19 protein-coding genes and 1 riboswitch are annotated in these 19,409 nt (G+C 67.3%); of the genes, 6 read left to right on the forward strand and 13 right to left on the reverse strand.

All coding sequences use genetic code 11. The features are described 5' to 3' along the window. Window position 1: 1 nt before the first annotated feature. The 7 genes from BN972_RS18740 to tyrS all read right to left on the reverse strand — a co-directional run bounded on the left by BN972_RS18740 (window position 2) and on the right by tyrS (window position 5,649). Complete coding sequence (locus BN972_RS18740; protein ID WP_036360549.1) at window positions 2–928, reverse strand: NAD kinase; 927 nt, start codon at window positions 926–928, stop codon at window positions 2–4. Next, window positions 925–1,734 carry a TlyA family RNA methyltransferase gene (locus tag BN972_RS18745; RefSeq protein WP_036360550.1) on the reverse strand — a complete coding sequence of 270 codons (810 nt, stop codon included), beginning with the start codon at window positions 1,732–1,734 and terminating at the stop codon, window positions 925–927. Before BN972_RS18745 ends, BN972_RS18740 begins: the two co-directional genes overlap by 4 nt. Window positions 1,735–1,742: 8 nt before the next feature. After that, window positions 1,743–1,919, reverse strand: a complete 177-nt coding sequence (locus tag BN972_RS28890) for a hypothetical protein (protein ID WP_099051115.1) — start codon at window positions 1,917–1,919, stop codon at window positions 1,743–1,745. Window positions 1,920–1,926: 7 nt separating this feature from the next. Continuing rightward, window positions 1,927–2,955, reverse strand: a complete 1,029-nt coding sequence (locus BN972_RS18750) for an HAD-IIA family hydrolase (protein ID WP_051545609.1) — start codon at window positions 2,953–2,955, stop codon at window positions 1,927–1,929. After that, window positions 2,924–3,712 carry a tetratricopeptide repeat protein gene (locus tag BN972_RS18755; protein ID WP_080696922.1) on the reverse strand — a complete coding sequence of 263 codons (789 nt, stop codon included), beginning with the start codon at window positions 3,710–3,712 and terminating at the stop codon, window positions 2,924–2,926. The genes BN972_RS18750 and BN972_RS18755 overlap by 32 nt, the downstream gene beginning before the upstream one ends. 50 nt (window positions 3,713–3,762) lie before the next feature. Further along, window positions 3,763–4,113: a DUF732 domain-containing protein gene (locus BN972_RS18760; RefSeq protein ID WP_036360554.1), complete on the reverse strand. Its 351-nt coding sequence runs from the start codon at window positions 4,111–4,113 to the stop codon at window positions 3,763–3,765. A gap of 264 nt (window positions 4,114–4,377) precedes the next feature. Beyond that, window positions 4,378–5,649, reverse strand: a complete 1,272-nt coding sequence (gene tyrS, locus BN972_RS18765; RefSeq protein ID WP_036360556.1) for a tyrosine--tRNA ligase — start codon at window positions 5,647–5,649, stop codon at window positions 4,378–4,380. Between the two features lie 154 nt (window positions 5,650–5,803). Between tyrS and BN972_RS18770 the strand changes: the two genes are divergently transcribed. Beyond that, window positions 5,804–6,682, forward strand: a complete 879-nt coding sequence (locus BN972_RS18770) for a bile acid:sodium symporter family protein (RefSeq protein ID WP_036360558.1) — start codon at window positions 5,804–5,806, stop codon at window positions 6,680–6,682. Here the strand turns inward: BN972_RS18770 and BN972_RS18775 are convergent. Beyond that, window positions 6,679–7,302 carry a DNA-3-methyladenine glycosylase gene (locus tag BN972_RS18775; RefSeq protein ID WP_036360560.1) on the reverse strand — a complete coding sequence of 208 codons (624 nt, stop codon included), beginning with the start codon at window positions 7,300–7,302 and terminating at the stop codon, window positions 6,679–6,681. The two genes, BN972_RS18770 and BN972_RS18775, sit on opposite strands and share 4 nt — an antisense overlap. 58 nt (window positions 7,303–7,360) lie before the next feature. Between BN972_RS18775 and BN972_RS18780 the strand changes: the two genes are divergently transcribed. The 3 genes from BN972_RS18780 to BN972_RS18790 are packed head-to-tail and all read left to right on the forward strand — an operon-like array spanning window position 7,361 to window position 9,521. After that, window positions 7,361–8,137, forward strand: a complete 777-nt coding sequence (locus BN972_RS18780) for an ABC transporter ATP-binding protein (RefSeq protein WP_036360562.1) — start codon at window positions 7,361–7,363, stop codon at window positions 8,135–8,137. Further along, window positions 8,059–8,901, forward strand: a complete 843-nt coding sequence (locus tag BN972_RS18785) for an ABC transporter permease (RefSeq protein WP_200869743.1) — start codon at window positions 8,059–8,061, stop codon at window positions 8,899–8,901. The genes BN972_RS18780 and BN972_RS18785 overlap by 79 nt, the downstream gene beginning before the upstream one ends. Then, window positions 8,901–9,521, forward strand: a complete 621-nt coding sequence (locus tag BN972_RS18790; RefSeq protein ID WP_036360566.1) for a TetR/AcrR family transcriptional regulator — start codon at window positions 8,901–8,903, stop codon at window positions 9,519–9,521. Before BN972_RS18785 ends, BN972_RS18790 begins: the two co-directional genes overlap by 1 nt. Here the strand turns inward: BN972_RS18790 and BN972_RS18795 are convergent. The 4 genes from BN972_RS18795 to BN972_RS18810 form a co-directional block, all read right to left on the reverse strand. After that, window positions 9,511–9,705, reverse strand: a complete 195-nt coding sequence (locus BN972_RS18795) for a Trm112 family protein (RefSeq protein ID WP_036360568.1) — start codon at window positions 9,703–9,705, stop codon at window positions 9,511–9,513. The genes BN972_RS18790 and BN972_RS18795 overlap by 11 nt on opposite strands. 3 nt (window positions 9,706–9,708) lie before the next feature. Continuing rightward, on the reverse strand, window positions 9,709–12,696 hold the full coding sequence (locus BN972_RS18800) for an acyl-CoA synthetase (RefSeq protein ID WP_099051116.1): 2,988 nt from the start codon (window positions 12,694–12,696) through the stop codon (window positions 9,709–9,711). Between the two features lie 116 nt (window positions 12,697–12,812). Then, a complete protein-coding gene (locus BN972_RS18805) occupies window positions 12,813–13,100 on the reverse strand; it encodes a CDGP domain-containing protein (RefSeq protein WP_036361303.1) in 288 nt (95 codons plus the stop codon). 104 nt (window positions 13,101–13,204) lie between these two features. Then, window positions 13,205–14,893 carry a PPE family protein gene (locus BN972_RS18810; RefSeq protein ID WP_036360570.1) on the reverse strand — a complete coding sequence of 563 codons (1,689 nt, stop codon included), beginning with the start codon at window positions 14,891–14,893 and terminating at the stop codon, window positions 13,205–13,207. Window positions 14,894–14,971: 78 nt separating this feature from the next. Then, window positions 14,972–15,151: riboswitch (cobalamin riboswitch) on the reverse strand. A gap of 46 nt (window positions 15,152–15,197) precedes the next feature. Here BN972_RS18810 and BN972_RS18815 point away from each other — a divergent pair. Continuing rightward, the gene (locus BN972_RS18815; RefSeq protein WP_036360571.1) at window positions 15,198–16,964 is read left to right on the forward strand and encodes an ABC-F family ATP-binding cassette domain-containing protein; all 1,767 of its coding nucleotides are present in this window, start codon (window positions 15,198–15,200) and stop codon (window positions 16,962–16,964) included. A 5-nt stretch (window positions 16,965–16,969) separates the two neighbouring features. Further along, window positions 16,970–18,235, forward strand: a complete 1,266-nt coding sequence (locus BN972_RS18820) for a cytochrome P450 (protein ID WP_099051156.1) — start codon at window positions 16,970–16,972, stop codon at window positions 18,233–18,235. 41 nt (window positions 18,236–18,276) lie between these two features. Here the strand turns inward: BN972_RS18820 and BN972_RS18825 are convergent, their stop codons facing one another. Beyond that, window positions 18,277–19,338 carry a type III polyketide synthase gene (locus tag BN972_RS18825; protein ID WP_036360573.1) on the reverse strand — a complete coding sequence of 354 codons (1,062 nt, stop codon included), beginning with the start codon at window positions 19,336–19,338 and terminating at the stop codon, window positions 18,277–18,279. Window positions 19,339–19,409: the final 71 nt, after the last annotated feature.

Raw genomic sequence — 19,409 nt, forward strand, 5'->3', positions numbered from 1 at the left:
GCTACTTCCGTCCGCGCCAACCTGTTACGGGCAAGCGGAACTTGGTGACCAGGCGGTCGGTGAACGGCGCGCTGTCCAGTCGCGCCCACTTCACCGGCGTATTGCACCGGGTGATCTCGAGTCGGCTGCCCGCCGGCACCACCATCTCGCGGCGGCCATCGCAGAACACCAGCGCGTCGTGCCCGCTGGCTTCGATCTCGATCGCGATGCTGGCATCGGGGCTGGTGACCATCGGCCGGCCGAACAGCGCGTGAGCGTTGTTGGGCACCACCAGAATTGCTTCCAGGTCCGGCCACAGCACCGGCCCGCCCGCGGAGAATGCGTAGGCGGTGGACCCGGTGGGTGTGGACACCAGCACGCCGTCGCAGCCGAACGTCGAGACCGGGCGGCCATCGATCTCCACGACCACGCCCAGGACGCCCAGGCGCGGGCCCTTTTCCAGGCTGGCTTCGTTGAGTGCCCAGCCCTGATCGATGATTTCACCGTCCTGGCGCACCGAGACGTCGAGCGTGAGCCGTTCTTCCACGCGATAGTCACGTGCCACAACATGTTCGAGTACGACGTCGATCGCCTCGGCCTCGGCTTCGGCCAAGAAGCCGATCCGGCCCAGGTTGACGCCCAGCACCGGTAGGTCGGCATTGCGGGCCAGTTCGGCCGCGCGCAGGAAGGTGCCGTCGCCGCCGAGCACCAGCACCAGTTCGCAGCCTTCTGCCACCATCGGGTCCGCGTCGACAACCTCGATGTCGACACCCATCGCCCGCATGTCATGGGGCCCGAGCCGCTGCGTGCCCTTGTCGACCGCTTCCGCGGACAGGGCGCGCAGCGCAATCCCCTTGTCGTGTAACACTTTCTCCACGCGCCGGGCGGTTTCGGTCGCTTCGTCGCGCCCGGTGTGGACGACCATTAGCACGGTGCGTTCGGTAGTCACTGCGGGCCCTCCATAACAACATGCTGCACCGCATCAACCAACGCGTCGCCTACGAGCCCGCGGTCGCTCTCGGCGCGCAGCCACAAGAAATATTCGACGTTGCCCGCCGGGCCCGGCAGCGGACTTGCCGTCACATCGATCGGACGCCAGCCCAGCTCCTCGGCGCGCCGCGCCACAGCCAGCACCGCATCGGTGCGCAGTTGGGTTTCCCGCACCACCCCGCCGGACCCGACCTGGCCTTTCCCCACCTCGAATTGCGGCTTCACCATGGGAACGATATCCGCGTCCGGGCAAGCGCAGCCAACCAGCGCGGGCAGCACCGTCGCCAACGAGATGAATGACAGGTCGGCCACCACCAAGTCGACGGGTCCCCCGATTACCATCGGTGACAGGTCCCGAGCGTTGGTCCGCTCCACAACCCTCACGCGGGGGTCGCTGCGCAACGACCAGGCAAGTTGCCCGTACCCGACATCAGCGGCGACCACTTCCGTGGCGCCGCGGTCCAGCAGGACCTCGGTGAAACCTCCGGTGGAGGCCCCCGCGTCCAGGCAACGCCGGCCGTGGACCGGGATCCCGAAATCATCCAGCGCCCCAATCAGCTTGTGCGCCCCGCGCGATACCCAGGAACGTTCCCCGTCGTCGGCGACGGTCAGGGCGGCGGTCACCGCGACGGCGGTGGCGGGTTTGACCGCGGGCAGGCCGTCGATGCGCACCTTGCCGGCCCCGATCAGTTCCGCGGCCTGCTGACGCGAACGTGCCAGACCCCGCCGAACCAGCTCGGCGTCGACGCGGGCACGCCGCGGCATGCGCCCACTCAGCCCTTCTCCGCCGACTCCAGGGCACGCAGTAGCACGTCGTGCGCCTCGGAGAGGCGGCGGGCGATGTCTTCGAGTTGCTCGAGCGACGGACCGTCGGCCGCGTCGGCGTCCTCGGGCAACTGGGCCACCAAGGATTCAATTTCCGCGCGAATCTCGTCAGGATCGATAGTCATTGTGCTCTTACGCTAGTAGGGACCAGCGCTTGAGCGCATCGCGGGCCTGATCGTCACCGGCTTCGATTCCCACACCGGCGGGAGCGTCCCAGACCGCGGCGGCCACGACGCGAACCACGGCCAACTCGTCCGCGGGGTCGTCGCCGGTCGCACTGACGGTGAGCGTGTGGGCGTCGACGTCGACCCGCCAGCCCGCCTGTGGCCCCACCTTCAGCAGCTCGGCATCCTGGTGCAGTGACCGCAGATCATGCCCGATATAAGTGGGCCGCTGTTTGGGCGAGGCGAATACCGCGTCGTGTGCCGAATTGACTCCGGTGAGCACCATCAGGCTCGGCAGACCCGCAGCGTTGGCGCCTTCGATGTCGGTGTCCAACCGATCGCCGACTACCAGCGGCGCCCGGAACTCGCCGCGGCCCACCGCATCCTTCATCAACTGCGGCCCGGGCTTGCCCGCGACCTGAGGTTCCTCCCCGGTAGCGGTGCGTACCGCGGCCACCAATGACCCGTTACCCGGCAGCAGGCCCCGCTCGGTAGGCAGCGTCGGGTCGACGTTGGCGGCCACCCACACCGCCCCCGCCCGAATGGCTAGGGCGGCCTCGGCTAGGTCGGACCAGCCGACCTCCATCGACAGGCCTTGGACGACGGCGTCGGGTCGGTCGTCGAATCGCCGTACCGGGCGCAGCCCGACGGCAGCGATCTCATCGGCCAGCGCCTCGGTGCCCACGACCAGGACCTTGGCGTCCGGTTGCAGTTGCGCGGCCAGCAGGTGGGCTGCGCTCTGCGCGCTGGTCACCACGTCGTCGCTGTCGGCGCTGAACCCGAGCTCACGCAGGTGTGCGGCGACCCCGTCGGCGCTGCGCGACGCATTGTTGGTGACGAACAGCTTCCGGCTGTTGATCGCGTCCAACGACTTGACGGCGCCCTCGGTGGGCCGATGGCCGCGAAAGACCGTTCCGTCGAGGTCCAGCAGCAAGCAATCATATTGCTGCGCAATAGTTTTCGTGTCAGCCAAGTTCGTTGACCCGGTCTTCGGCATCGGTAACGCCTTCCACATCGGCAGCGGCCGACCGCAGGAACCACTGCAGAGCCTCGTCCGCGCGTCCGAGTGCCAATAGTGTTTCGGCGTAGGCGTAGAACAGCCGCGCGGCCGTCGAGCCGGTGCGGGACGGGTCCAGCGCCGGAGTGGACAACACGGTCAGCGCCTGCTCGAGCTGCCCCAGGTCGGCCCGCGCACCGGCTGCGACGATGCGCAGCTCGTCGGCGTCATCGCCGGTGAGCTGGGCGGCCTCGGGGCTGCGGGCCAGGTCGATGGCGCGCTGCGGTCGACCGAGACCGCGCTCGCAGTCGGCGATCAGCGCCAGCAACGCGGACTTGCTGCCCATCCGACGTGCGGCGCGGAATTCGGCCAGCGCCTGGCCCCAGTCGCCGCAGTGGTAGGCGGCGATCCCGACGGCCTCCCGGACCGCGGCGATCCGGCTGGCCCGAACACGGGCGGCGCGGGCATGGCTCAGCGCGGCTTCCGGGTCCTCGTCGAGCAGGCCGCCCGCGGCTACCAAGTGGCGGGCGACCGTGTCCGCGGTAGTCCGGTCCAGGGTGCTCAGCTCCCGACGCACGTCGGGTGCCAGTTGCCGAGCGTCAATGTCGTCGGGAATCGGCGGTCCGGCCGGGGCGGCGTCCGCGGGCGCCTGCCGGGGTTGTGCAGGCCGCGCCCGTCCCGGCCCGGAACGCCGGGGTGCGCCGGCGGATGGCGGTCGAGGCCGCCGCTCATTGCCTCCGCGCCTGTCATCGACCACCCGCTAGAGGTTACGGGTAGGGCCGCGGGCCTCACAAACAACGCCGTGGGCTAAGCCTGCAGTCGGTGCGGCAGCATCGGTGCTATCAATGCGGGGCAGTATGTGGCGATCGCCACGATAGTGAAGGCTGCGGCCCGATCTTGCGATATGCCGTTGAGCTCAGCGATTTCGGAGACGATCGCGTCGAAGTTGCCGCCCGGCTGGAACGCTCTCGGGCAGACCGAACGCCCCTGCGCAATAGCGGTCTCCGGCTGGCTGTAGGGAATGCCGGCATTGGTCAGGCCATTGAGGAAGGCGTTCCCCAGCATGTCGGCGTGTATCGGCGCCGCGACGCTGGCCGAAACACCGAACACGCCTGCGGCCAGCGCCAGCAGCCGGAGAGCGAGCGCGGGTGCGGTCATCGTGACAACAGTGCTGAACGACTGTCACATACACGACACGATGAGGTAAAGGTTTGCGCACTAAGGCGTGTCCTCCGATCGGTGGACGCAGCACCTAGCCGAACGGGCGAACGGAATTTCCCCCGTCTTCCAGCCGGAAGTGGGATAGCTGGAGCGGCGACCGGGCCGCAGAATTGGTGTCGTAGCAAGGAGATAACAACCCCACATTTTCAGCGGGGTCTCGTCGACGCCCCCCTCCCCCTCGCGATGAGACCCCGCTGAATGCTACAGCCGTTCGACTCCCGCGACATTCCGTTTGCCGCGCCGCAGTACCAGCCAGCGTCCGTGCAGGAAATCCGTTGGCTGGGGCGACCATTCGTCGCTGGTGATGCGAATGTTGTTGACAGACACACCACCTTCACCGATGGTGCGGCGCGCGGCTTTCCGGCTCTCGGACAACCCGGTGGCCACCAACAGGTCGACAATCCCCTGCGGCTCACCGGGTTTGAGTTCGACGACCGAGGTTTCGCGCAGGGCCGCCGACAATGTGGCCTCGTCGAGACGGTCCAGCTCGCCCTGCCCGAACAACGCCCGGCTGGCGTGTTGGACCGCTTCGGCGGCGGCCTCGCCGTGTACCAGGACGGTCAGTTCCGTGGCCAGCCTGCGCTGGGCCGCGCGCTGTTGCGGGCGCTCCACGGTGGCCTGTTCCAGCTCAGCGAGTTCATCGGCCGACAGGAAGGTGAACCAGCGTAGGTAGCGGATCACATCGGCATCGGCGGTGTTGACGAAGTACTGGTACCAGGCGTACGGGCTGGTCATCTGCGGGTCGAGCCACAGGCTGCCGCCGCCGGTGGATTTGCCGAACTTCTTGCCGTCGGACGACGTCACCAGCGGGAGGGTGAGTGCGTGCACAGCCGCACCGAGCTTCTGGCGCACCAACCGGACTCCGGCGATGATGTTGCCCCACTGATCCGAGCCGCCGATCTGCAGCGAGCAGCCGTGCCGCCGGTGCAACTCGACATAATCGTTGGCCTGCAACAGCATGTAGCTGAATTCGGTGTAGGAGATCCCCTCACCCTCCAGCCGGCGTCGGACGGTGTCGCGGTCCAGCATCACATTGACCGAGAAATGCTTGCCGATGTCGCGCAGGAACTCGATGGCCGACAAGCTGCCCGTCCACTCGAGGTTGTTCTCGACGATCGCACCCGTCGGTGAGTTGTCGAAGTCTACGAAGCGCTCCAGCTGACCCCGGATTCGTTCGGTCCACTCGGCGACCGTGTCGGCCTCGTGCAGGCTGCGCTCACCGACCTCGCGCGGGTCGCCGATCATGCCGGTGGCGCCGCCGGCCAGCACGATCGGCCGGTGACCGGCACGCTGGAAGCGCCGCAAGGCCAGCAGCGGCACCAGGTGTCCGGCGTGCAGGCTCGCCGCGGTCGGGTCGAACCCGGCGTACACGGTCAGCGGACCGCGCTGCGCCTCGGCGGCGAGCGCGTCGAGGTCGGTGGACTGCGCGATCAGTCCGCGCCATTCCAACTCGTCGAGGATCCCGTTTCCCATGGCTGAGAGTCTTCCAGGATGCGGGGCCGGCCGTGCGCGCCGGATGCCTGCCATTCGCTCAGGATGATTCCAGCGGGGCGTGCATGGTCAACGGCCGAGGCCTTCGCGCGGTGTGGCGCCGGACGGTCGGCCGTGGAGTAACTTGCGGAACGACATGGACAATCGATTCTTTCCGCTGGTCGTCGTGGCGGTCATGCTGGCGCTTGGCCTCACCCTGACCGTTGCCGACTTCCGGCGAGCCGCCAAGCTTCGCCGCCCGCTGGCGGTGGCTCTGGTGTGTCAGGCCGTGGTACTGCCCGGCCTGTGCTTGCTGATCGCCGAGGGGCTGAATCTGGAACCGAATCTAGCGGTCGGGCTGATGCTGATGGCTGCGTGCCCGGGCGGCATGCTGGCCAACGTGCTCAGCCACCTGGTCAACGGCGACCTGGCCCTCAATCTCACGCTCACAGCCGTCAACGCCGTGCTGTCGATCTTCGCGATACCGGCGATCCTGGCGGCCTCGATGGCATGGTTCCTCGGCGAAGGCCGGTTCATCCCGCTGCAGTTCGACAAGTTCTTTGGAGTGTTCGCGGTGGTGCTGATACCCACCGCGATCGGGGTGGCGATACGTCACCGCTTCCCGGATCTGGCGCGGCGGTTGCAGAATCCGGTCCGGGTCGTCGCGGCGGTCCTGCTGGTGGTGGCCCTGTTCGCCGGCGTGGCGGGCGGCCGGTCGACGTTGCTGCGCAACTTCGGTGTGCTCAGCGTGGCGATTGTGTCCTTCTGCGCGATCAGCCTGACGGTGGGCTATCTGGCGCCCCGCTGGATGCGGCTAGCCCCTCGCCAATCCATCGCGATCAGCTTGGAGATCGGGCTGCACAATGCTGTCGTGGCGGTCGGCATCGCGCTGAGTCCGCAACTGCTCAACAACGCCGAAATGGCCACCCCTGCCGCGATTTACGGGCTACTCGCGCCGTTCATCGCGCTGGCGTTCGTGTTCACGGTGCGCCGCCTCGACCCCGGCTATCGGGCAGCGTCTCGGCAGCAGACCTAGTCGCTGGCCCCGGGCGCCGGTGCTCGTGGACTTCGTCGGTACGCCGACACCTCGGGCCGGCCGGCCAGCCACAGTCGCCAGGGCCGGTCCGCGGCTTGACTGACCCCCACTCGCGGGCCCGCCGTAGGCGTCAGCGGCGCACATAGCTGCAGCGTCACCGCACTGGCGGGATCGAACACATCGATCCCGTTGTCGTCCATCGTGATTCCCAGCGCCGAACACAGATTCCCCGGCCCGCGCCCTAGCGCCGCATCGCGAACCGCCGCACCACGACGGCTTCGCGCAACGTCCAAGCCGTCCTCGATCACGCACGCCCGGAGCAGGACGGCTGCCGCGGTGCCGTCCGGGCCGCACGAGACGTTGGCGCAGACGTGGATGCCGTGGCTGCGGTAGGTGTACAGCCGCCCCGGCGGCCCGAACATGACCCCGTTGCGGGCGCTGCGCCCCCGGTAGGAATGCGCCGCCGCATCCGGCCACGGACCGTCTGGCACACCGCCGTACGCCTCGACCTCGACGATCACGGCGCGAACCCCCCGACCACGGATGTCGGCACCGAGCAGCCGGCGCGCGGCGGCGAGCGGATCGACCAGCAACTCCGCGGCCGGTCCCGAAGCGCTCATCGAACTGATTGTGCCCGGCCTCTTGACAAGGCGCGCCGACAGGTCGAATATTCATCACATGATGACTTCATCACGCGATGAATTAATGCAACACATCACAACCCCCGCGGTGAGCATCGAGCATCTCCGGGTGATCCGCGGTAAACGGCCTGCACTGCACGACTTCTCGGTCCGCATCGCGCCGGGCACGATCACCGGGCTCCTCGGACCGTCCGGCTGCGGCAAGAGCACCCTCATACGCAGCATCGTCGGGACTCAAATCGTGGCGTCAGGCACGGTAACCGTGCTGGGCCATCCCGCCGGCTCGGCGGCACTGCGCCGCCGGGTGGGTTACGTGCCCCAGGATCCGACCATCTACCGCGACCTGCGGGTGATCGACAATGTCCGCTACTTCGCATCGCTGTACGGGTTCGACGGCCAGGCCGCCGAACAAGCCATCGAGCGGGTCGGGCTCACCGATCACCGAACCGCCGTCTGCGAGAACCTCTCCGGCGGTCAACGCACCAGGGTGTCCCTGGCGTGCGCGTTGGTGTGCCAGCCAGACCTGCTCGTGCTCGACGAACCCACCGTCGGCCTGGACCCGGTTCTGCGCGTTGAGCTTTGGCGGCAATTCAGTGAACTGGCAGACGGTGGAACGACATTACTGGTGTCCAGTCATGTGATGGACGAAGCCGATCATTGCGCGGACCTGCTGCTGATGCGCGACGGCCGCCTGGTGGCGCACACCACCCCGACCCAACTACGAGAGGAAACGTCATGCACGTCACTGGAGGAAGCGTTTCTGTCGGTCATCCGGCGCAGCACCGAGCCGCTGGCGGGTCCCAGGGCCGGCTGAGCCCGCTGCAGCAGCTCAAGCCGTACGCGGCCACCACGACGCGTATTGTCCGCCAGCTGGGTGCCGATCACCGCAGTGTCGCGATGATCCTGGTGGTGCCCGTCGTGGTGATCTCGTTGATGTACTTCATGTTTCAGGATGCCCCGCATCGGCCCGGCGCCCCTACCCCGTTCAACAACGCCTGCCTGATCCTGCTGGGCCTCTTCCCGTTGTTCGTCATGTTCATCATCACCTCGATCACCATGCAGCGCGAGCGTGCGTCGGGAACCTTGGAGCGCATCCTGACCACGCCGCTACGGCGACTCGACTTGCTGATGGCCTACGGGACCGCATTCTCGGCTGCCGCGGTGGCGCAAGCGGTGGTGGCCTGCGCGGTCTCGTTCTGGCTGTTGGATTTCACTACCGCGGGTAGCCCGGTGTTGGTGTTCGTGATCGCCATCTCCAACGCCATCCTCGGTGTCGGATTGGGGCTGTTGTTCAGCGCGTTCGCCCGCACCGAGTTTCAGGCCGTGCAGTTCATCCCGTTGGTGATGGTGCCGCAGCTGCTGCTGGCCGGCGTGCTCGTGCCGCGGTCGGCAATGCCGGACTGGCTGCAGTGGATCAGTAATGTCCTGCCCGCCAGCTATGCGCTGGAAGCCTTGCAGCAGGTGGGTGCCCATTCGGGTCTGACGGCGACTACCGTGCGTGACATGTCTGTCGTGTTGGGTTTTGCCGTCGCATCAATGTGTCTTGCCGCTGCCACCCTGCGGCGCAGGACCCCTTGATGGTGGCGGACACCGCGAAGCGCAAACCGGGACGGCCCGCGGGAAACTCCGACACCCGCGAGCGGATTCTGGTCAGCGCGCGAGAGCTGTTTGCACGCAACGGAATTGACCGGACGTCGATTCGTGCGGTGGCCAAGGCCGCCGGTGTGGACGCGGCACTGGTGCACCACTACTACGGCACGAAACAGGAACTGTTCGCGGCCGCGATCCGCCTCCCGATCGACCCGATGATAGTGATAACGCAACTGCGGGAAATCCCCGTCGAAGAGCTCGGCTATCGGCTGCCGTCCTTGTTGCTGCCGCTGTGGGATTCCGAACTGGGTGCCGGACTGATCGCGACGCTGCGGTCGTTGATCGCGGGCGACGAGGTGAGCCTGGCGCGCTCGTTTCTGCAGGAGGTGATCAGCGTGGAAGTGGGTTCGCGCGTTGACAATCCGGTGGGGACGGGCAGAATCCGCACCCAGTTCGTTGCCTCCCAGTTGATGGGTGTGGTGATGGCGCGCTACATCGTCAAGATCGAACCGTTCGCCTCACTGCCGACCGACCAGATCGCGCGCACCATCGCGCCGAACCTGCAGCGCTACCTCACCGGGGAACTGCCGGACGGCCTTACGCCGTAAAGCGGGTGTGCTCGTCGTCGCCGACGTCGCGAGCCTCGTCGACCAACAGGACCGGGATACCGTCGTCGATGCGGTAGGCGCGCCGCAACCTCGGGTTGTACAGCTCGCGGCCGTCGTCAACAAGCAGCAGCGGGCCCCGGTCGGCGGGGCAGACCAGGATTTCGAGCAGGGCGTCGTCGATCATCCGTCAAGCATCCTTGGTCGCTTTCTTGCCGCTCAGCTGGGTGCGAGCCGCCGGTGTCAGCTTGCGGAATTCCTTGCTGTCAGCGTCGAAACACCAGGCCTGCCGTCCCGACTTCGGTACCCCGGCCGCCCGTAGCGCGCTGACCGTCGGACGGAAGGTCGCGCTCAACGTCAGCTCCGGCACGACATGCACGATGTCGGGGCCAAGCCCCACCGGCATCCCGGCTACGGCCTCCGTCAGGTCGGCGGCGGTGACGCTGGCACCTGGACGCAACGTCACGGCGGACACAGCCAGCTGGCGATCCCCGACCGACACGCCGTAGGTCACCGCGAGATCGATCGCGCCGATGCAGCCCAGCGCGTCGACGACAAGTTCCGCGTACACCATGCCGCGTGCGGTGCGGATCACCGCGCCGCGCCGGCCGGCCAGCCAGAAGTCCCCGTCCGCGTCGCGGTAGAACAGGTACTCGGTGGAGATCCAGGTGTCGGCGGGGGCGAAGACGCCGCGCTTGACCGATGCGGTCGGGTCGATCGGGCCGCGGGACTGGGCCAGCAGGACGCCGACCTGGTTGGTCTCGGCGACCTGTACGAACCCGTCGTCGTCCTCCAAGATCAGGTCGTGCTCGGCGTCATAGGCACCGAGTTCGACGCGTCCGGCCCCTGGCAGCGGACGCCCCTTGGACCCGACCTTGGTGGCGGACACGTTGGCCAGCACCGCCTGCCCGTCCGTGGTGGCGAAAAATTCGACGACGTGGGCGGGGGCGAACGCGTCTTCCACCCGCTCCCACAACCCGGTCGGCATACCGGAACCGATGAACAACCGCACGGGGTGGTTGCCGTGCAACGCGAAATCCGGGTCGTCGACCACGTCGCGGAGCATGGCCCAGGTGTAGGACACCACTGTCACGCCGTACTGGCGTACCTCGGCGACGAACCGATCCGGACGCAGGCCACGCGAGAGCGCGATGCGGGTGCCGCCGACGACCGCCCCACCCAAGCTGACCAGCAGCGCGGACTCATGGTGCAGCGGCGTCAGGCAGTACACCGTGTCCTTGCGGTCCAGCGCCGCTGTGGACGCGGTGCCGAAGGCGGACAGCGCCCAGCGGAAGTTGGTGATCTGCTTGGCCACCAGTTCGCCGCCGGCCGCGTTGAAGGCGATGAACGCCAGATCCCGCGCGAACCCCGGATTGGGCCGGTACCAGGCCGGCAGTTGCACGGCGTCGGGATCGATCTGTTCCATGTCGATGACGTCCGCGTCGTCAGGCAGATGCAGATCGCGCGTCTCCCCGCCGCCCAGCACCAGGATCTGGCCCGGCAACTGCCGGGCTACCTCGAGGTTGGCTGGATCGGTCAGGATTTCGCTGACTCCGCCCAGCCGGACCTGGGCGGCCAGATCGGCGTCCCGGCGCATCAATACGGCGACGCCACCGAGCCGGGACAGGGCGGCGATGGCCACCAGCGCGCTGGGCCGGGTCTCCATCAGTAGGCCAACCCGGTCGCCCTGGCGTACCCCGACCTCGATCAGTCCGCGGACCACGTTGTTGATGCGGCGGTTGACGGCCTCGTAGGTGTGCACGCGGCCGTCGAACAACAGGAATTCACCCTGTGGGGCATCGCGCGCCTGCTCATCGATGATGCGGCCCAACGAGATTCGGGTGTGATCGTTGAGTTGTCCGAGCCGCGCCAGCCGCGGCAGCGTGCGGACGGTTTCGACGGCCAAAGTGCGCACCGACTTGTTTGCCGCGACGACGGCATCGGCCGCACCGCGGGCGATGGCGAGGGCGGCCTCGGAGACCTCCCCGATCCCGTGCGCGACGCGCGAACTCAACGCAACACCACTGTCGGTGTGTTCGGCTGACTGCTCAACCATGACTTGGATGCTGGCCGGTTTGTCGCCGCCGCCGGAGATCCACCGCACCCACTGGGCGACGGTGGGCCAACTCTGTTGAGCGGCCTTGGATCCGACGACGAGGCCGAAATGTCCTGTGCGGATGAGGCATTCGTAGACATCGGTATTGGGCGCCGCACGCCGGATGCCGCGCACCGAGGCCGGCTGGCCGATGTCGTCCACCTCGCCGACGAACGCGAGGATGGGGCAGGTGATGTCGGTGAGCGTCACCAGCTGACCGTTGATGGCGAAACCGCCGGTCATCATCCGGTTGTGGGCGATGAACTGCTTGAGCAGTTCGGAGATGGCCGGGCCGGACCAGGCGATCCAGCCTTCGCGCTCGAGGAACCTGCGCTGCTGCTCGCGGGGCAGCAGCGCCTCGCGGTCGTGCAGCTGGCGCACGAGGTCGACGCGGGCCTTCGCGGTCTTGAGTGGGTCCATCATCTGAAAACCGGTGCGCGCCATCCAACTTGGGATGTTCAGGCGATTGAAGACATGGTCGGCCATGAAGTTGGCGGCGTCGGCGCCGAAGTTGGCCGGGATGCCCATCGGCAACGCGGCCAGCGTGTCCACCGGCGAACCGAACGCCACGATGCTGGCGAGGTTCTTGGAGCGCCGGTAGGCGGCAACCTGGTAGCTCCACATGCCACCCTGGGAATAGCCGACCAGGTGTACGTCCTGACCGGTGGTGTCCTTGACGGTGTCGATGGCTTGGCTCAACGCGACGATGTGATCGGCCAGGTTGCGGCGCATGCCGCCTTCGACCTTGTCGGGTGAGCCGAAATCGATCACCCAGCAGTCCAGTCCGCTGGCGTGGAGGATGCCCACGGCGCCGTCTTCGCGGGTGACGTCCCACATGTCCGCCGACATCATCATCGGATGCACCATCAGCACCGGGGGGCCTACCGGGGCCTGCCCGGGCCGGTTGTCGGGCGGGAAGTAGCGCCGAAGCTTGTACATCGGCACGCTTTCCACGATCTGCGACGGCGACGGAACGCTCCCGGTCTCCAGTCCCCCAAGTCGCAGGACCTCGAGACCATTCTGAGCGGTGGCCACCAGTCGCCCGACCGGTCGCGTGACCATCGACAAATTGAGATCCACCACGGCTCCTCAATGCTCCCTCAGTTGGGCCTTGACCAGCGTGGCAATCATGGCACATCCGCCCCAGCGGGTGGTCTGGGTCACAATCTTCCCACGCGCGGCGGCGGGCGCGTTCGGCCTCAGTCGTCTATGTGCGTCGGCGGGTCATTGAATGCGAAACCCCAAGGATGCAGGTCAGGGCCCATCGTGTCACAGCGGCGGTCCGGCGCACGGTAGTTCGGGCCGCTGCTCGGCGTATCGAACACCACGCAACGTTGCCAAGTCCCGTCCGGTTCCACCGGACCGTCGCATCGGCTGATGGTCGCCAGTCCCCCGTAAATGCAGCCGGCACCGGCCGGTGGCGCTGCGGCAATCAGCCCTGCGGTCGTCAGCATGGCGACCAATCCTCCGGAGATGCAACGCTTCATGGTCGTCTCCCATCCCGCGGCCGCGTCGCCGCACACTGACGCTACCGCTCGGGTAGCCAGCCTCGGCTCGGTTTACGGCAAAATCTCCTACGTTTGGCCTGCTGTCAGGGACTTTCGGGGGCGTCGCCGGGCCAGGTGCCCGGCAGCAAAGGCATTTGCGGGCTGCCGCCGAAATCGTCGCCGGCCACGGTCGCCAATCCCGCCACCGAGACGGTGTGCCGCGGCGCGGTACCGGTGAACCCCTGGGACCCCGCGCCCCGATCGGAAGCGGCCGGCGCAGCTATGTCGGGCTCCAAATCCATGTATTCGTAGCCGCGGCCGGGCTGTACGACCTTCGTCCGCCGCCGTTTCGGTGCGCCAGCCGGCTCCTGCGGCGTCGCCGCGGGTGCGGGCTCTTGTGCCGTGTCAGGTTCTGGCGCCTTGTTGCGGGCGCCGCTGCTGGCGGATCGTCGCGCGTCTGCGCTGAGGCCGCCCACCAGGTAGCCGAAGTTTTCCATCCCTAATCCGAGCCCCAACCCAACGCCCGTTCCGGTCGTCGGCGGCGCTGCGGTGGCCGGCGGCGGTGGCGGCGCTCCCGTGGTGGCCGGGGCAGTTACTTCCAGCGGTGCCGATTGTGGCGACGGCGGCGAAGCCGGAACGCTGGGAGCGAGCGCAGCCAATGGCGGCGTCACCGGTGCGACGGGCGGTGGCGGTGGCGGTACCGCCACCAGGGCCGCCAGGCCCTTGATGCCGAGCGGCGCCAGCACCGCACCCGCTGTCAACGGCACCAATGGCGCGGTCAGCATCGGCACCAGGACCGTGATCAGCACCAGTGTCTGCTCGAGCAGCGTCTTGAGCAGCGCGATGGTATCGGTGATCACCGTGCCGATGATCTCCACCGTGACAAACAGCAGGGTGAAGCTGATCGTCGCCGGATTGCCCGACGCGAACGCCGCCGTCAAATCCAGTGCGACGAAAGAGAACATCTGCGACAGCAACAGGACATAGGTGCCGAAATCCATTGGATAACCAAGGGCGAACGCGATGTTGAACGGACTGAAGTAGGTCAATGGGTTGCCCAGGATGACCAGGTAAGGGTCGAAGCCGGAAAACAGGGCCTGGAAGAAGGGCAGCTCGGAAAGCCAGGTGATGAACGGCTGGATGATCTCGTCGTAGAAGTCGACGAACCCGATGTCTTGCAGCCATTGCATGAACTCGTTCTGCCGGTCGGGCGGCAACGGGGCGGCTTCGGCTGTACCGATCTGTTGTGCATCGGCTTTCGCGATTTGCGGCGCCGCGATGTTTTCCGGCACCGCCGCTAACGCCGCGGAAGCGAGCTGCTGATACGTGCTCATGACCGTGGCGGCCTGAATCCACATCCGCACGTAGTCGGCTTCGTTCAGGGCGATCGGAATCGTGTTGATGCCGAAGAAATTCGTCGCCGTCAGCGCGGCGTGCGTGGCATGGTTGGCCGCCAGTTCGAGCAGTGTGGGCATGGCGGCCAACGCGGTCGTGTAGGCGGTCGCGGCGGATTCGTGTTGGGCGGCCGCGGCCGCGCTGTCCGCGCCGACCTGCGTCAGCCAAACCAGATACGGCGCGTGTGCGGCGATGTATGCCTGCGCCGTCGGACCTGCCCAGGCGCCAGCGTCAACCGACGCGAGGAGGGCGGTGAGTTCTTCGGCCGCTTCCGCGTATTCGGTGGCCAACGCGTTCCACGCCGCCGCGGCGGTCAGCAGCGGCCCCGCCCCCGGGCCGCTGCTCAGCAGCGTCGAATGCACCTCTGGCGGTGCGGCCATCCAAATGGGGGCAGTCAAGTGGCGGCCACGATGTGGACCACCCGATCAAGGGGTGACATTGACGTCGATCAGCTCTCTCGGGGTACACCGCCCCGGGTCGCAGGATGCGATGACGCGAGTGTCCTGGCTCTCGGATCGCCGCTCGCCTCGCCTTCCAGCTATTCGCCGTGGCTATTGAGGTTCGCTCCCCGATGACAGTGGCGGGACCGCGCCGGATTCGCACCGGCTTCCTGCATCGTCATTGCCTTACGGCTGACATTGTTGCACTTTGCCGGGTCCGGCGGTAAGTGGTTCGGTCAGCGCGATCGGTAGCGTCAGTCCGGTGGCACACCTGCTCGGCGCCGAGGCGATACACCTGGCATATCCGACCGGGGTCGTATTCGAGTCGGTCACCCTGGGCGTCAACGAGGGCGCGCGCATCGGCATTGTCGGCCGCAACGGGGACGGCAAGTCCAGTCTGCTCGGCGTTCTCACCGGGCGGTTGCACCCGGATTCGGGTCGGGTGACGCGGCGAAGTGGTCTGCAAGTAAGTGCGCTGAGCCAAGCCGACAACCTCGATCCCAGCCACACGGTGGGCTGGACGCTGGTCGGCGACCAACCCGAGCACCAGTGGGCGGGTGATGCCCGGGTGCGGGATGTGGTCGACGGTCTGGTTTCTGATATCGATTGGCACGCAACGGTTTCCACGTTGAGTGGCGGCCAGCGACGACGAGTGCAGCTGGCGCGGTTGCTGATCGGCGAATGGGACGTGATCGCGCTCGACGAGCCCACCAACCATCTCGACATCGAGGGCATCACCTGGCTGGCCGGCCACTTGAAACAACGTTGGGCGCGCAACAGCGGCGGCCTGTTGGTGGTGACCCACGACCGCTGGTTCCTCGACGAGGTGGCCGACACCACGTGGGAAGTGCACGACGGCATTGTCGAGCCATTCGAAGGCGGGTACGCCGCCTATGTGCTGCAGCGGGTCGAGCGGGACCGCCAAGCTGCTGCCAGCGAGGCAAAGCGGCAAAACCTGATGCGCAAGGAACTCGCCTGGCTGCGCCGGGGCGCCCCGGCGCGCACTTCTAAACCGAAATTCCGGATCGAGGCCGCCAATCAGCTGATCGCCGACGTGCCGCCGCTGCGTAACACGGTGGAACTGGCCAAGCTGGCCACCGCGCGGCTGGGCAAGGACGTCATCGATCTGCTCGAGGTGTCCGTCTCGTTTGAGGGGCGACAGGTGCTGCGCGACGTCGAGTGGCGGATCGCGCCGGGAGAGCGCACCGGCATCGTCGGGGCCAACGGAGCCGGCAAGTCCACCCTGTTGGGGTTGATCGCGGGCACCGTCGAGCCCGACAGCGGACGCGTCAAGCGTGGCAAGACTGTCCGCCTGGCGGTGCTGGACCAGCAGGGAGACGAACTGAGCGCGCTGGCCGGTGAACGCATCGCCGACATACTCGGCCGACTGCAGCGGGGATACGAGGTCGAAGGACGCGAGGTCACCCCGGCGCAGCTGCTGGAGCGGCTCGGGTTTGGCCGCGGGCAGCTTTCCGCCCGGGTCGGTGAGCTGTCCGGTGGTCAGCGCAGGCGGTTGCAGCTCATGCTCACTCTGCTGTCCGAGCCGAACGTGCTGCTGCTCGACGAACCCACCAATGACGTGGACACCGACATGCTGACCGCGACCGAGGACCTGCTCGACTCCTGGGCGGGCACCCTGATCGTCGTGTCCCACGACCGCTACCTGCTCGAACGCGTCACCGACCAGCAGTACGCCATCCTGGACGGCCGGTTGCGGCACCTGCCCGGCGGCGTTGACGAGTACCTGCAGTTATCCAACCGCTCCAAATCGTCTCAGCCGCAAGTGGTCCCGCGGCCGACGGTGAAGTCGGGAGCCCAGCGGCGGGCCGCGGAAAAAGAGCTGGCGGCCCTCGACCGGCAGCTGGCCCGTCTGGCCGAGCGGATCGCGGCCAAGCACACCGAACTCGCCGAGCACGATCAATCCGACCACGTCGGCATCACCCGCTTGACCGGCGAACTACGGTCCCTCGAGGACGAGGTAGCGGCGACGGAGGGTCGCTGGCTGGACCTGTCGGAGGAGTTGGAATGAAACCGGTGACCTACCCGCCCGGGGAAGCGCTGCTCGCCGCTTACCGCCGGCGTGGTCCGGTGATCAACGCCGGCGTCGGCCGGCACGGCTTCGCGTATCTGCTGGGCCCCGAGGCGAACAAGTTCGTATTCGCCAACGCGGACGCCTTCAGCTGGCGGGAGACGTTCGACAGCCTGGCGCCCGTCGACGGACCCACCGCGCTCATCGTCAGCGACGGCGAGGACCACCGCCGACGGCGCAGCGTGGTGGCTCCGGGGTTGCGGCACCGGCAGATTCAGGAATACGTACAGACCATGGTGCACACCGTCGACGCTATGATCGACGGCTGGCGGGTCGGGCAACACCTGGATTTGTATCAGCATTTCCGGTCGGCGGTGCGACGCAGTACGGCTGAAAGCCTGTTCGGTTCCCGGATGGCCGCGCATTCGGACTTCCTCGGTGAGCAGCTGCAACCGCTGCTGGACCTGACCCACCGTCCGCCACAGGTGATGCGGCTGCAGCGGCGATTGAACTCACCCGGTTGGCGCCGCGCGATGGACGCCCGCCGGCGGATCGACGATCTGATGGACGCCGAGATCGCCGACGCCCGCGCCCGGCCCCGCCCGGACGACCACATGCTGACAGTGTTGCTGAACGGCCGCTCCGATGAGGGTCAGATACTGCAAGACAACGAAATTCGCGACCAGATCGTCTCGATGATCACCGCCGGTTTCGAAACCACCAGCGGCGCGCTGGCCTGGGCGGCCTATTCGTTGCTGACGCTGCCGGGCGCGTGGGACGCCGCCGCCGAGGAAGTGGATCGCGTGCTGGGCGGCCGGGCGCCGACGGCCGAGGATATCGCGAAACTCACCTACCTCAACGGCGTTGTGCACGAGACACTTCGCCTGTATCCACCGGGCGTCATCTCGGCCCGCCGGGTGATGCGCGATCTGTCGTTCGACGGGCACCGGATCCGCGCGGGCCGGATGATCGTGTTCAGCGCGTACGTGACGCACCGGATCCCTGAAATATGGCCGCAGCCAACGCAATTCCTGCCATTACGGTGGGATCCTGCGGTGCAGGGATACCGCAAGCCGGCGCCGCACGAGTTCATCCCGTTCAGCGGCGGGCTGCACCGGTGCATCGGGGCGGTGATGGCGACCACCGAGATGACGGTGATGCTGGCCCGGCTGGTCGCCAGGACACGACTGCGGTTGCCGCAGCAGCGGATTCGGGCGGCGAATTTCGCCGCGCTGAGCCCCCGCCCGGGCTTGGTGGTCCAGGTGGGTTGATGTGGTTGCTTAGGTTGCGCGAGCGCTAACTCTGCGCTAACTCAGTGCCAGCGCAGCAGCACGAATTCGGCGCAGAATCCCGGGCCCATCGCCAGCATCAACCCAGGACTGCCGCTGGGCGGGCGCTTTTCGATGGTGTCCCGCAGGATGTGCAGCACCGATGACGACGACAGGTTCCCGATCTCGCCCAGGGAGCGCCAAGTCAGCTCCAGCGCCTCCGGCGGCAGTTCGAGGCTGTTGGTGATCGCGTTGATCACCTTGGGGCCACCGGGGTGACTCACCCACGCACCGATGTCGTCCCGGGTGAGTTCGTGGGAGGTGAGGAATCCGTCCACATCGGCGGGCAGATACCGCTCGATCAGGTCAGTCAGCTCGGGCGCAAGGCGCAGCTGCAGGCCGTGAGATCCGACGTCCCAGCCCATGATGTGCAACGAATCCGGGTAGAGCCGGCTGCGGGAGTCGATGATCTGCGGCCCGGCCGCGCGCAGCTGTTCGGCGCGCCGGTCGCCCACGGCGACGACGGCGGCGGCGCCGTCGCCGAACAGGGCCGTGCCGACCAGACCCGACACGGTCGGCTTCACCGCCGGGTAGGTCAACGAGCACAGCTCGACCGAGATCAGTACGGCGACGTCGTCGGGCGCTCCACGCAGGTAGTCATGCAACCGGGCGACGCCCGCCGCACCGGCGACACATCCGAGGCCGAACAGCGGCATCCGGCGCACATCCGGGCGTAACCCCAGCCGCCCGGCGATGCGGGCGTCCAGCGAGGGCACCGCAACCCCGGTGACCGTCGTGGTGGCGATCATGTCGATGTCTTGCGGTTGCAGACCTGCCTCATCGAGCGCTCCCAGTAGCGCCTCGATGCCGAGTTCGACGGCCTTGTCGATGAAGATCTCGTTGGCGTCGCCGAAGTCGGTGAGTGCCGGATACTGCTCCAGCGGCAGGGCGAAATGGCGATTGTTCACCTTGGCAGCCGCGTGCAGGCGTCGCACGATTTCTTCGTGCTCCTTCAGCCCGGGGAACTCGACGAAGAGGTCGGTGATCTCACTCTGGCTATACCGATGTGGTGGCAACGCACCGAAAACACCCGCGACGACGCTCATGACCCTGCCTTCTCAGTTGCTGCTGGCCCGTCCGCCCCGCACAGACTCCCCAAAAGAAGAGTTTAATCGGC

It is taken from the genome of Mycobacterium asiaticum DSM 44297, from assembly GCF_000613245.1.
GTDB classification, from domain to species: Bacteria; Actinomycetota; Actinomycetes; order Mycobacteriales; family Mycobacteriaceae; genus Mycobacterium; species Mycobacterium asiaticum.

Excerpts from the sequence above, each read along its gene's own strand:
- BN972_RS18745 (WP_036360550.1), bottom strand. The coding sequence starts at position 1,734 with ATGCCGCGGCGTGCCCGCGTCGACGCCGAGCTGGTTCGGCGGGGTCTG.
- BN972_RS28890 (WP_099051115.1), bottom strand. The coding sequence starts at position 1,919 with ATGACTATCGATCCTGACGAGATTCGCGCGGAAATTGAATCCTTGGTG.
- BN972_RS18750 (WP_051545609.1), bottom strand. The coding sequence starts at position 2,955 with ATGCCGAAGACCGGGTCAACGAACTTGGCTGACACGAAAACTATTGCG.
- BN972_RS18760 (WP_036360554.1), bottom strand. The coding sequence starts at position 4,113 with ATGACCGCACCCGCGCTCGCTCTCCGGCTGCTGGCGCTGGCCGCAGGC.
- tyrS (WP_036360556.1), bottom strand. The coding sequence starts at position 5,649 with ATGGGAAACGGGATCCTCGACGAGTTGGAATGGCGCGGACTGATCGCG.
- BN972_RS18770 (WP_036360558.1), top strand. The coding sequence starts at position 5,804 with ATGGACAATCGATTCTTTCCGCTGGTCGTCGTGGCGGTCATGCTGGCG.
- BN972_RS18775 (WP_036360560.1), bottom strand. The coding sequence starts at position 7,302 with ATGAGCGCTTCGGGACCGGCCGCGGAGTTGCTGGTCGATCCGCTCGCC.
- BN972_RS18780 (WP_036360562.1), top strand. The coding sequence starts at position 7,361 with ATGATGACTTCATCACGCGATGAATTAATGCAACACATCACAACCCCC.
- BN972_RS18785 (WP_200869743.1), top strand. The coding sequence starts at position 8,059 with ATGCACGTCACTGGAGGAAGCGTTTCTGTCGGTCATCCGGCGCAGCAC.
- BN972_RS18790 (WP_036360566.1), top strand. The coding sequence starts at position 8,901 with ATGGTGGCGGACACCGCGAAGCGCAAACCGGGACGGCCCGCGGGAAAC.
- BN972_RS18795 (WP_036360568.1), bottom strand. The coding sequence starts at position 9,705 with ATGATCGACGACGCCCTGCTCGAAATCCTGGTCTGCCCCGCCGACCGG.
- BN972_RS18805 (WP_036361303.1), bottom strand. The coding sequence starts at position 13,100 with ATGAAGCGTTGCATCTCCGGAGGATTGGTCGCCATGCTGACGACCGCA.
- BN972_RS18825 (WP_036360573.1), bottom strand. The coding sequence starts at position 19,338 with ATGAGCGTCGTCGCGGGTGTTTTCGGTGCGTTGCCACCACATCGGTAT.